The organism is Rhodoplanes sp. Z2-YC6860 (genome assembly GCF_001579845.1).
Classification (GTDB): domain Bacteria; phylum Pseudomonadota; class Alphaproteobacteria; order Rhizobiales; family Xanthobacteraceae; genus Z2-YC6860.
On record NZ_CP007440.1, the window covers coordinates 7,364,279 to 7,376,463 of the forward strand.

Genomic DNA, 12,185 nt, shown 5'->3' on the forward strand with positions numbered 1-12,185 from the left:
ATGCCGAAATCATGACTACACGCCCTAGCGGTCCCGCGATCCTCCGACCGGAAGGTCGTGTAGATAGCAAGCAGTGCGTCTATCCGCTTTATAAGTGAGCAGTTACTTGGCGGGAGCAATCGATGGTCATCATCCTTGTCCTTTACCTAGTACTTGTCTGGCTCGTCTTCTCCAAGCTACGGTTGGTGAAATGGAATTGGACATCTGGAACGATCACGGCATTGCTTGGCGCCTTCATCCTTTCTGTGTTTCTCGGCTTGTTAAATTATCTCAGCCCGTCCGGGACCATTACTGTTGTAGGACGCGTCGTCGAAGTGACGCCGAACGTTGCTGGAGACGTTGTGTCGATTCCCGTCAAACCGAACGTGCCAGTTAGGGCTGGCACCGTACTCTTTCAAATCAACCAAGAACCATTCAAGTACAAGGTGACCCAGCTTGAAGCAGCGCTCATCGGCGCCAAGCAGCAGGCCGAGGTACTCAAGGCGAACTATGAACAGGCCACTGCAAATGTGACAAGTTTAGATTCCCAATTAAAGTTTCACCAGAAACGGCTTGCCGACGTACAGACGCTGACGCGGTCCGGTGCAACGTCACCTTTTAAAGAGCAAGATCAGCGGGACCAAATGGAGACGGCGGCGTATTCGCTAGAGGCCGCTAAGGCAGCGCAACGCAGCGCTAAAAATTCCATGGAGTCGGAAATCGACGGCATCAACACCACGGTCGTTCAAACGCAAGCCCAATTAGACCAGGCCCGATGGGAGTTGGATCAGACGACCGTCCGTGCACCAACTGATGGTTACGTGAGCAGTATGGCCCTTACGGTTGGCGCTCGCACGTTGAATTCTCGCTCAGCTATGTCGTTTGTTGTCGCTTCGGACATCACAATCATAGGTATGTTCCCGCAGAACGGTTTCAGGACTATCAAGCCTGACGCCGCCGTAACATTGGTCTTCGAGAACGACCCGGGCCACCTTCACAAGGCCAGGATCACTGAAATCCCTCCAGGTGTCGGTCAGGGACAAATCTCGGTGTCCGGGACCCTAGCGCGTACCACCGCGCTGGGCGGAACAACCGACTATCCGGCATTAATCTCAATCCCCGAGACGGTCGATCGGGCAGCGTTGCGCCTCGGTACATCCGGCAAAGCGACCGTCATTGCTGAGGACGCGGGCATCATTGGTATTATCGCTTGGGTCTTGATTTGGGTTAAATCTTACACGGCTTACCTGTGAGAGTTGAACTGACAGCAGCGCAAGGGAGTTCGCCTACGTGCTGCAATTGCTCAAGTCCGTTCGTGGCACATCGCGTCGTTTCGCGGCGACGGCGCAATACTGTCGCTTTCAGACCAAAGCCGACATCGCGACGAATTTGAGTACACGGCCTAGCCGAAGGCGTAATCAGCCACGTGAACAGAATAATGGCGGCTTACGCTACGCGAACCCGCCTTGCGAGCCAGCTACGAGCTTCTTAATCATTTTCTGGCAGAGACCGGACACTCGTTTCGATCCGGGTAATTTCGTGCGTATGTCCGACAAAGCTTCGCATCTTCGACTCGTGAGCACCGCCGATGTTGGCGGATTTGACCATGCAGATGGCGCCACGCCCCAGGTTTCCGCCGGCGCGATGCGCGCCGAAGCAAACGATCTTGCCGCGCGCATTGGTAAGAAACCTCATTCCGATTCCTTGTTGAAGTCTAAACGAGGGCTTGATCGGGAGCAGGCAACAGTCATCGGTAGGATCATCAATAAAAGAGGTGGAGCCGACGAAAAATCTTTGCTGCCTGAAATCAGCCCCGCGCAAAAAACCAAGGCTAAGATTGCGCGCAAGTACAGTAGGAAACGACTGTCGACACAACGTCAGCTCACAAGGTTGGTTTCTGCGGTTCGAACTCTGGCCGAGCTGACCGAAGCGCCACCCGATCTGGTTGGTGCATTGAGCCCGCATCTTGATAAGCCGGTTATCGTCGAGAATTTGGAAGCTGCGGTGCGGTATCTCGACAGGTTCGCCAAGGAATGGCATCGCCACGAACAAACGTCGGGAATGGATTGAACGGCGCGACGTTCTCAACGCAGTTGGGCAATAGCTTGCGGCCGATATGGACGGCCTGAGGTTCGGTGAGGCTGTTCAAGCCTTTGCACAAATTGCGTCGCAGCCTGCATCGCCCCGCCCAAGACATGGCGGCCTCGCTTTTTGAACCCTTACGCGCAGAACAATGGCGAGCGGACAATCAAGTGAGGGTCAACTCCGTTTTGTAAATTGGTTACACCCAAAACCTTTTGCACGAGCGCCTGCGCAACCTTTCCAATTCACAGTCGTTGCACGGGCTAGTCCCTGCTGCGGTGCGCATCTCCATGCCACGCCCGCGTGCTGCGGCAGGTAGTTCATTGGTGGACAAACAAACGATCCACCGTCCAGAGGGATGAAGCCCCGCAGGGCTCACTGCGTCTTGCGGGGCTTCATGATTCAAGGAATTCGAGATGGAAGTGCAAACGGCAATAGAATCCGAGCGGCGCGGAGCCCGCGTCATGGGCCTGATCGGCGTTCTGTTGTTGGTCTTATGGATCGCGGCCTACGCGCAGATCTAGTTGGCGGCTATCTGGTGGGCCGGAGCGCTGCAATAAAGCGACAAGCATTCTCAGCATCGTTCATGCGACGAGTGTTTGAGTCGGGCGCTTGAAATATTTTTCGATGTTGCACATCGATTGACATGCACAGCCGGTTTACCACCGTGCGGTTTGATGTCTGTGTGATGTTCTGGTCGACGCGAATGCGTGAAAGCGTCGCTACGTAGAAGCCCGCGTCTTGAGCGTGCCGTATCACTTTCCGCGTCGTCTTAAAGTCATTCGTAGATGTGATGGCGTGAAGAGGCCACCGAATGAGGCTGCCTACTTGTGCGGATCGCCTTGCTTGTCGGCGCTGCGCTCTATTTCTTGGCCGCAGCTGGCGCACTCAAAAGTCTGCCTCTCGAATGCATCGCCGTGATCGGAATGGGGCGTGCGGCGCGTGATGTGCATAGGCTTTCCGCAATTAGGGCACACAGGCTTGTCGTCGGCACCGAATGAACGCGCTGGCATCGGAGCTACTTCGAACAGTTCGCACGCTGTCCAAATATCAATTGAGTTGTTAGTTCCCGCTTTGGGGCGGCCCTAGTTGCGTGCGATCGAGATTACTTCCACATGTGCGCACATGGAGCATTCGTAGAGAAATTCATCGTGGCCGGGGGAATCCCTGCTGCGAATGATAATGCGGATATAAGCCTGTTGCTTGCACAGTGGGCATTCACGCAAATCGGTCGGCTCAATTTCCATGCTCCCTCCGTCAGGCGGGAGCGCTGGAGCGTCTCTCAGTCGCCGATGCCCCTGGTCGTGATTGGCGATGGTCCATAACACATCAGAAGACGCAAGGTTCCAAAAGAGGCCAGCGCCTCATTTAAAAATGGACCGCTGCCTATGGAAACGAACCAGCGACAAATGGTGCAAAAGCGGATGACGCAGCGCTAACCCGCCTGCGCCTTGAAGGGCCGCGGCGACCGGATCGGTGATGAGCTTCGGTTTCTTTCCGGTCACGGGCTTGGGACGTTCAGGACCGTAAAGGCGAGCGGACCACACGCCTTTTGAACAATTTACGGCTTTATCCTGAAAGCGAGCAGCATGGGCACGGGCCTGCCTGCTCCGCGATCGCGGGCCGAAGCTGCGGTGGTCTGTGCCGCGGCGGCCAAAGCCGCCACGTCGTTTGGATGCCACTCAAGTTTCTGATCCGGGCACAAGTTTTCTTCGGTTAATCCGAAACGATAGAGCGGCATTGGAGAGCGTCCTTCGAGTGGCGCCATCCTGCGCTGAACCTCCAGATTCGCGAAGTGCGAGATGTCACAGGAGGGTTCTCCCCGGGCCTCACGGTGAGGGCTTGTCGGAGCGACGCGGAAGCAACTCTCGAACTCTGGGGCCGCCCTCGTCCTTCGAGACGCCGCGCTTATGGCGCGGCTCCTGAGGATGAGGGCGGAGAGGGATCTGCGTGCTGGCGAAGGAAGTTCACCGCCGATGCCGCCAGATCCCTTACACCCAATCGGTCATTTCGTAGGGCGGATGAGCATTCTATATCCGGCCCATCAAGACCAGGATCAACAGGATGATGACGACCAGCCCGAGCCCGCCGCCACCGTAGTAGCCGGTGCCGTAGAACGGACCGCCGCCGATGCCGCTGAAGCCACCGAGCAGCGCGATGACCAGGATGATGAGGATGATTGTGCCGATGGACATCAGTGCACCGTCGCTTCTTCGGTGGCCTCGGCGATCAAGCGCCAGGTCTCCGCAGTTTCTCTCAGCTTGTGGCTCTCTTCCGGATGCTCGAGCGCCATGCGCTCGCACTCGGCAGCACGTTGTCGGTACAGCTCACCCATGATGGCCTCCTTGCTGCCGTACCAAATCTTTTGACAGAGCAAAGTTCCACCGACGAAACAGCCCGGTGTCAGCCGGGCTCTTCGCTCCCATCGGGCGGATGTTGTCCAACGTGCCCGCCGGGGCGCGCACTGTCCACGGGCGAAGCGAACCCGCGTTCCTTGCGGAGTTTGGGGATGAGAGTCTTCAGCTCCGCGACCACCTCGGCCTCCGGCGGCACCTCGTGCTCGATGTGCATGATGATGCGCTCGGCCAGGTTCAGCGCCTTCTCCAATGTTTGCTCCATGACCTTGTAACCGCGCCAATGCGAGGAGGTTTCCGCGGAACCCCACGGTGCGCGCGACATCGACGGCCCCGGCTGCCGGGACCGTGCAATGACCGATGACCCTTGTCGCGAGTAAGAGTCGCTCAGTTCGCTTCAGGAAAGTGAAGCGTGAGTCTCGACTTCTCGCAGACCGGACATTTGAATTCCGTCAGCCTCATTCCCGGCCCGACCCTCACGGCCTCCCGCCACATGGGCAAACCGCAGCATTGAGGATGGGCGGGCTGGTCCAACGATCGCAGCAGGATTCCGGCCTCCCCGATCTGCTGGAGGGCCCGATCGATGACCGCTCGGGTCTTCAACTGGGACACCTTCAACCGCCGAAGGTACGCGACGTGATCCATGGCTCTATAAATTGACAGAGCTTCCAAGCGTTCCACGAACTTTGTACGTCAAATTGAAAAGACGCGCCGGCGAGGCGGCGATACAGCAGCCTCAAGTCAGACTCATTTTGACAGCGGGGGCTCTCGATCCGGAAGTTCGATCCTCGCGTGCTGCGGCACGACTTAACCCGGCCTCGGGCCGGGTTTTTTATTCGAAGCGAAACCGGGACCGGCGTGACTTGGGCAATTCAACGCCGATCGAGCCCGCGCGCTTTTTGATGCTGGAGACGGACCGGCGGAGCCGGACCGCGATGCTGTGGATCTGGATGCCTTTGCCCGCAAGCTCCCGCAGCCTGATCTCGTCCTCGGGCGTCCAAGCGTAACTAGGTCGCTTCAGCATAGGTTCTCACGCCGTCTGCCAGGAGAAAGCGGTGTTTCCGGTCGCAATGCGGACAGGATACCGTGACGATCCTCAGACGTGCCGTGCGGAATGTCTGCTCGTCCATTTCCATGCCGCTGTCGATCATCTGCTGTGCCGTCGGACAGGAGAACTGAAGCGTCATGCTCGCCTCCCAACCTTGTCCTTTCTTTCTAACGGGTGGCACGCAATGCCGTCTGCACCATTGCTGACTCAGCGAAAACACAGCTGGAATTTTTCCGGCACATGTCGAAAGACATGATGCTGTGCAGCACAACGCCTCATCTGCCTGCCGCTATCCGCCCTGATTTTCCTGCTTGGCAATCTTGCCCACTTCCGTGTTGCACATCATGCACTTGTAGACCGTCGCGATGACGCCGGTGGGCATGGCCTCGGTGCGCTTGCGCTCCATCGGTGCGCCGCAGCTCGGGCAATCCATCGCGTCGGATGTTTTCATGCCTTTCGGGTTAACGGGCGCCGGGCAGATGCGCTCTGTCAAATTTATCGACAGCGCATCAGTGCCATTCCTCACTTGAATGAGGCTTCGAGGCACCTACCATGGCGGCCAAGACCGCGAGTCTGGGCAATGAAAAGACCCGGACGCATCCCTGCTCCGGGCCTTCTCGATCGCACGTCCGTTAGTTGGACGTGCAGACCTTGACGCTCTTCATGCCGGTCTCGGCCTCGGTCCGAGTCTTGTAGACCGTGCCGTCGCCAACAACCGTGGTCTCCGTCGTGGTGGTCGGCTTCTTGTCGACGATCGTGCACTTCTTCGTCTTCACGTCCTGCACGACATAGAATGCATCGGCAGCAAGAGCGGGAGTGACGAAAGCAACGAGCACAGTTGCCAGAACCAGTTTCTTCATAAGGTCGCCTCCTCTGTTGGCGCCGGGTCAACAACATGGACCGGCTTTAGTTTCCGCCGTGACAAAACTATTGGTATCAGGTGATACCTCATGAAAAAGCCGCCGCGGCTTTGAGGCGGCTTTTTTCATATAAGTCAGTGATGGAGGACGTGTATGAGCACGTACCCACCGCCGACCAGGACGGGAATTCCGATCAGAATGGGAATGACAAATACAGGCATTGTCTTTCTCCTCTGGCTTTCAAGTGGAAAGTAAACGTAAAGGGCCGGATATAGTTCGCGTTGGTTTCAGTCGCGCCCAATGGACGCGCCACCGCACGAAGCGCCTGTCTGTGCACGGCGCCCGATCTGCCTGAGTGGACTCACACCACGTGCGCCGGCCGTTGCGGGCACAAGCCGCCGTCCCGCTCGACCTGCAGCGTGACATGGCCGATGCCGTGATCGTGGCGCAGCCTGTCGCCGACAGCCAACAGGAACTCGTCTCCGGGACAGCCGCCGTCCATCACCAGATGGGCCGTCAGCGCGATCTCGGTCGTGCTCATCGACCAGATGTGCAGATCGTGCACGCCGGAGACGCCCGTCTGGCGCTGCAGCAAACCGTGCACCTCGGCTGAATCGATCCGGTCGGGAACGGCCGCGAGCGACATGGCGACGCTGTCGCGCAACAGCCCCCACGTCGCCCAGATGATGATGGCCGAGATCGCGAGGCTCACGGCCGGGTCAAGCCATTGCCAGCCGGTGATCAGGATGACCAAGGCCGCGATCACGACGCCCGCCGATATCGCCGCGTCGGCCGCCATGTGCAGGAAGGCGCCCTGGATGTTGATGTCGCCCTTGCGGCCGGATGCAAACAACAGGGCGGTGAATCCGTTGATCAGGATTCCGATGCCGGCCACCACCATGACGGTCTTGCCTTCGACGGCCGCGGGCTCGAACAGCCGCAGGATCGCCTCCCATCCGATGGCCCCGACCGAAACCATGAGGAAGATCGCGTTGAACAGCGCGGCCAGAATGGATGTGCCGCGCAGTCCGTAGGTGTAGCGCGACGACGGCGCGCGCTGTGACATCACGGAAGCGGCCCAGGCGACCACCAGACCCAGAACGTCGGACAGGTTGTGTCCGGCGTCCGCGAGCAGCGCCACGGAGTTGCTGGTGAAGCCGTAAACGGCCTCGATCACCACAAACGCGGTGTTGAGGACAATGCCGATGATGAAGGCCTTGCCGAAGCTCGCCGGCGCGTGGACGTGCCGTGCGCCGTGAGCATGATCGTGGCCGTGACCATGGGTGTGATCGTGGTGGTGATGATGGTCGCTCATTCTGCAATGCTCTTCGGTTTATGTTTCAGTGACAACGTTGCCCGGCTTGATCGGCTCACCGGATTCGACCGGCACGACGGCGCGCCCGAAGCGGAGATAAAGCGCCGGCAACACAAACAGCGTCAGCAGTGTCGCGGAAACAAGACCGCCGATCACGACGGTTGCCAGGGGCCGTTGCACCTCGGCGCCGGTGCCGGTGGCGAGCGCCATGGGCACGAAGCCGAGCGAGGCGACCAGCGCCGTCATCACCACCGGGCGCAGCCGGGTCAAAGCACCCAACTCGATGGCTTCGCGGAGCGGCTTCCCTTCGGCTGCCAGGTCCTTGATGCAGGTGAGCATCACCAGCCCGTTCAGCACCGCGACGCCGGAGAGCGCAATGCAGCCGACAGCCGCCGACACCGAAAACGGAATGCCGCACAGCCACAACGCGAAAATGCCGCCGGTCAGCGCCAGCGGAATGGCGCTGAACACCAGCAGCGCGTCGCGGGCGCTGCCGAGCGCACTGAACAGCAGCAGGAAGATCAGCACGAAGCAGCCGGGCACCACGATCGCGAGCCGTTGCCTGGCCGTGGCGAGGTTCTCGTACTGGCCGCCCCAGGCGATCCACGATCCGGTCGAAAGCTTCACCGCGGGCCCGATCCGATCGCGCGCCTCCGCAATGACCGACGCGATGTCGCGGCCGCGCACGTTGGCGGTGACGACCACGCGGCGCTTGCCGTTCTCGCGGCTGATCTGGTTCGGGCCTTCGTTGAAGCTGAAGGTCGCGACACGGCTGAGCGGCACCGCCTGCATCTGGGCGTTCGCACTGTCCTTGAACGTGTCTTGAGGCAGCGCGACGGGCAGGTGACCGAGCATCTCGAGATCGGCGCGGATCGCTTCGGACAGTCGCACGATAATCTCGAAGCGGCGGTCGCCTTCGTAGATCACGCCGGCCTCCTGGCCGCCGATCGCGGCGCCAATCACGTCCTGCACGGCCGAGGTGTTGAGACCGAGCCGCGAGATCTCGGCCTTGTTGACCTTGATGTCGAGGATCGGCAGGCCCTCGACCTGCTCGACCCGCACATCGGTCGCGCCGGGCACGGTCTTCAGGATGGCCGCGATCTGGTTGGCGGAGCGCAGCATCGCCTCATAGTCGTCGCCGAACACCTTGACGGCAATGTCGCCGCGCACGCCGGCCAGCAGCTCGTTGAACCGCATCTGGATCGGCTGCGTAAACTCATAGACGTTGCCCGGCAGCGTGCCGATCGCGTTCTCGATCTGCCGGATGAGCTCGGCCTTGGAGAGCGCAGGATCGGGCCATTCCTGCGCGGGCTTCAGGATGATGAACGTGTCCGACGCGCTGGCCGGCATCGGATCGGATGCAAGCTCGGCGGTGCCGGTTTTCGAGAACACAAAGGCCACCTGCGGAAAGGCGCTCACGGCGCGCTCGACGCGGAGCTGCATCTCTTGCGACTGGGTCAGGCCGGTGCTGGGGATGCGCAGCGCATGCATCGCGATGTTCTTCTCGTCCAGGGATGGGATGAACTCCTGGCCCATGCGGCCGAACATCAGCAAGGCGAGAGCGAACAGCAGGCCTGCGCCGGCCATGACCCGATAGGGCCGCGCCAGCGAGCGGCCCAACAGCGGCGTGTAAATACTGCGAAGCCACCGCGCGGCGGCGTTGTCGGTCTCCTGCACCCGGCGCGTCAGGGCGATGGCGATCAGCGCAGGCACAAAGGTGAGCGACAGGATGAAGGCGCCGACCAGCGCCATGATGACGGTCGCCGCCATCGGCACGAACATTTTGCCCTCCACGCCGGTGAAGGTCAGCATCGGGACGTAGACCAGGATGATGATCGCCTGGCCGTAGACGCTCGGCCGGATCATCTCCTCGGCCGAGGCCTGCACCGTGGCGAGCCGCTCCTGCAGGCTCAAGGCGCGCCCCGCCGATTGCTGGTTGTGCGCGAGGCGCCGCAAGGCGTTTTCGGTGATGATCACCGCGCCGTCGACGATCAGGCCGAAATCGAGCGCGCCGAGGCTCATCAGGTTGGCGCTGATCTGCGCCTGCCACATCCCCAAAGCTGTCAGCAGCATCGCCAGCGGAATGACGCAGGCGGTGATCACCGCCGCGCGCAGGTTGCCGAGCAGCAGGAACAGCACGGCGATCACCAGCAGCGCGCCCTCCGCGAGATTCTTCAGCACGGTCCTGATCGTGGCGTCGACGAGCTGCGTGCGGTTGAGCACTGGCTTGAGCTGGATGCCTGGCGGCAGAAGGCTCCTGATCTCGGCGAGGCGCGCGTCGACCGCGGCCGCGACGGTGCGGCTGTTGGCGCCGATCAGCATCAGCGCGGTGCCGATCACCACCTCGCGGCCGTTCTCGCTGGCGCTGCCGGTCCGGGTTTCGCCGCCGATCGACACCGTCGCGACATCGCGCACACGCACCGGCACGCCGCCCCGCGTGCTCACCACCACGGCTTCGAGCTCGGCCACGGATTCGAGGCGGCCGGCGGATCGCACCACGACGCCCTGGCCGTTGCGCTCGATATAGCGCGCGCCGCGGCTGACGTTGTTGGCTTCGATGGCCTTGACGACGTCGCCGAACGTGACGCGGAGCCCGATCAGCTTCTCGGGGTCGGGCGTGACCTGATACTGCTTGGTGTAGCCGCCAATGCTGTCGACGCCGGCGACGCCCGGCACATTCTTGAGCTGCGGCCGCACGATCCAATCCTGCACGGTGCGCAGATAGCCGCCGCGTTCCACCGGTGTCCGGAGGTGCTGGCCCTCGGGCGTCAGGAAGCTGCCATCGCGCTGCAGGCCGGGCGAGCCGTCGCGCGCCGGTTTGCCGCCGTACTCGACGGCCCACATGTAGATTTCGCCCAGGCCCGTGGTGACGGGCCCCATGCGCGGCTCGACGCCGGGAGGCATCGAACCGCGCAGCTCGATCAGGCGCTCGTTCACGAGCTGCCGCGCGAAATAGATGTCCGTCCGGTCGCCGAACACCGCCGTCACCTGAGAGAAGCCGTTGCGCGACAGCGAGCGCGTGCTTTCGAGGCCGGGGATGCCGGCGAGCGCGGTTTCGATCGGGAACGTGACCTGCTTCTCGATCTCGATCGGCGACAGCGACGGTGAGACCGTGTTGATCTGCACCTGGTTGTTGGTGATGTCGGGCACGGCATCGATCGGCAGCCGAAGCAACGCGGTGGCGCCGGCGACGACCGAAACGAGGCTGAGCACCACGACGACCCAGCGGTACGCGATCGAAACGGCCAGGATGTGCTTGACCATGCCGGGCCTCAATGATCGTGATCGGCCGCGCCCTTTTCGAGCTCGGCCTTGATGATGAAGGTGTTGGTCACGGCGATGCGATCGCCGGCCGCGAGACCGCTCAGGACCTCGATGCGTTCGTCGTCCTCGCGGCCGGGCTTGACCTTGCGCGCCAGGAATTTGGCGCCGTCGCGCACGAACACGACCGGCTCGTTGTTGATGGCCTGCAGCGCGGGCTTGGGGATCAGGATCGCGGCCGGCGGACCATTGAGGGGGATCTCGGCGGTGATGTAGGTGCCGGGCCGCCACGCGTGATCGCCGTTATCGAGCGAGGCGACGACGCGGGCGCTCCGCGTGTTCTGGTCCAGCATCGGGCTGATGAAGCTCACCCGTGCCTTGGCGGCGAGGCCGGTCGCGGCCGCCTTGATCGAAACCTCGACGCGCTCCGAGACTTTCGCGACGTCCGATGGCGCGACCGCGAGATCGACCCAGACCCGGTCGAGGTTGACGATCACGAACAGCTCGCTTTCGAGCCCCTCGCGGCCCACCAGAGCGCCGAGGTCGACGCGCCGCTCAGCCACGATTCCCGCGATCGGGGCGCGCAGCTCCTGCTTCTGCATGGACTGCGCGTCCTGTTGCGGCAGGCTCGTGATCTCGGCCTCGGACAGGCCGAGCGCGAACAGCTTCTGCCGCGCGGAGTTAACGCGGATTTGCGCGTCCTGGGCAGCCAGCCGGGCGCGAAGGTATTCGTTCTCGGCCAGCGCGCGGGTGTCGGCGAGCGATTTGAAGCGGGCCGCGAGCGTCTGTTGCAGCTCGTTGGTGGGAAGCGCCGCCAGGTACTCGCTCTTGGCGTCTGCCACCTCGCGGCTTTCGATGATCGCCAGCACCTCGCCCTTCTCGACCTTGTCGCCGATCCCTTTTTTCAATTCGGCGACGGTGCCGAGCACACGCACCGAAACCCGCGCCACGTGGTTGGCGTCCTGCACGATGGTCCCTGGCGCCAGGAAGTGGTTCTGCAGATCGCCACCGGCGACCGCAGCCAGCTCGATCGCGGACTCTTTCACCTGATCGTCGCTCAACGTCACGCTGGCTTCGTGGTCGCCGTCGTGGTCCGCATGTTCGGCGTTCTCGGCCGACGGCGGCGGCTCGGATTGACCGAGCCACGGTCGCAGGCCGGCTGGAGCGAAAGAGATCGCAGCCACGACGGCCGCAATGCTCGCCACGGCGAAGATCGCCGCCACAAGAGGTCGTTTCATATAAGTATGCCTGCGCCCGAGGTTGGCGCACCGAAAGATGGGATTTGA

12 protein-coding genes are annotated in these 12,185 nt (G+C 61.6%); 2 read left to right on the forward strand and 10 right to left on the reverse strand.

Annotation, left to right across the window (positions count from 1 at the left end; translation table 11 throughout):
- Positions 1-122: 122 nt before the first annotated feature.
- Both RHPLAN_RS34245 and RHPLAN_RS39970 read left to right on the forward strand, forming a co-directional pair.
- Positions 123-1,232, forward strand: a complete 1,110-nt coding sequence (locus tag RHPLAN_RS34245; protein WP_068028320.1) for an HlyD family secretion protein — start codon at positions 123-125, stop codon at positions 1,230-1,232.
- Positions 1,233-1,269: 37 nt separating this feature from the next.
- Positions 1,270-2,049 carry a hypothetical protein gene (locus tag RHPLAN_RS39970; RefSeq protein WP_157100664.1) on the forward strand — a complete coding sequence of 260 codons (780 nt, stop codon included), beginning with the start codon at positions 1,270-1,272 and terminating at the stop codon, positions 2,047-2,049.
- 1,573 nt (positions 2,050-3,622) lie between these two features.
- Here the strand turns inward: RHPLAN_RS39970 and RHPLAN_RS39980 are convergent.
- The 10 genes from RHPLAN_RS39980 to RHPLAN_RS34285 form a co-directional block, all read right to left on the reverse strand.
- A complete protein-coding gene (locus RHPLAN_RS39980) occupies positions 3,623-3,802 on the reverse strand; it encodes a hypothetical protein (protein WP_157100666.1) in 180 nt (59 codons plus the stop codon).
- Positions 3,803-4,091: 289 nt separating this feature from the next.
- The gene (locus tag RHPLAN_RS38860) at positions 4,092-4,256 is read right to left on the reverse strand and encodes a DUF3309 family protein (RefSeq protein ID WP_084246156.1); all 165 of its coding nucleotides are present in this window, start codon (positions 4,254-4,256) and stop codon (positions 4,092-4,094) included.
- Entirely contained in the window at positions 4,256-4,396 is a 141-nt protein-coding gene (locus tag RHPLAN_RS39985; protein WP_157100667.1) for a hypothetical protein, read from the reverse strand. The genes RHPLAN_RS38860 and RHPLAN_RS39985 overlap by 1 nt, the downstream gene beginning before the upstream one ends.
- Positions 4,397-4,464: 68 nt before the next feature.
- A complete protein-coding gene (locus RHPLAN_RS34255; RefSeq protein ID WP_068028326.1) occupies positions 4,465-4,740 on the reverse strand; it encodes a hypothetical protein in 276 nt (91 codons plus the stop codon).
- A 682-nt stretch (positions 4,741-5,422) separates the two neighbouring features.
- Positions 5,423-5,602 carry a hypothetical protein gene (locus RHPLAN_RS34265; RefSeq protein ID WP_068028332.1) on the reverse strand — a complete coding sequence of 60 codons (180 nt, stop codon included), beginning with the start codon at positions 5,600-5,602 and terminating at the stop codon, positions 5,423-5,425.
- A 150-nt stretch (positions 5,603-5,752) separates the two neighbouring features.
- Entirely contained in the window at positions 5,753-5,914 is a 162-nt protein-coding gene (locus RHPLAN_RS39990; protein ID WP_157100668.1) for a hypothetical protein, read from the reverse strand.
- Positions 5,915-6,095: 181 nt separating this feature from the next.
- Entirely contained in the window at positions 6,096-6,323 is a 228-nt protein-coding gene (locus RHPLAN_RS34270; RefSeq protein WP_068028339.1) for a hypothetical protein, read from the reverse strand.
- A 361-nt stretch (positions 6,324-6,684) separates the two neighbouring features.
- Complete coding sequence (locus RHPLAN_RS34275) at positions 6,685-7,638, reverse strand: cation diffusion facilitator family transporter (RefSeq protein ID WP_068028341.1); 954 nt, start codon at positions 7,636-7,638, stop codon at positions 6,685-6,687.
- 18 nt (positions 7,639-7,656) lie between these two features.
- Positions 7,657-10,902, reverse strand: coding sequence for an efflux RND transporter permease subunit (locus tag RHPLAN_RS34280; protein WP_068028342.1), 3,246 nt, complete (start codon positions 10,900-10,902; stop codon positions 7,657-7,659).
- Between the two features lie 8 nt (positions 10,903-10,910).
- Complete coding sequence (locus tag RHPLAN_RS34285; protein WP_068028348.1) at positions 10,911-12,137, reverse strand: efflux RND transporter periplasmic adaptor subunit; 1,227 nt, start codon at positions 12,135-12,137, stop codon at positions 10,911-10,913.
- Between the last annotated feature and the right edge of the window lie 48 nt (positions 12,138-12,185).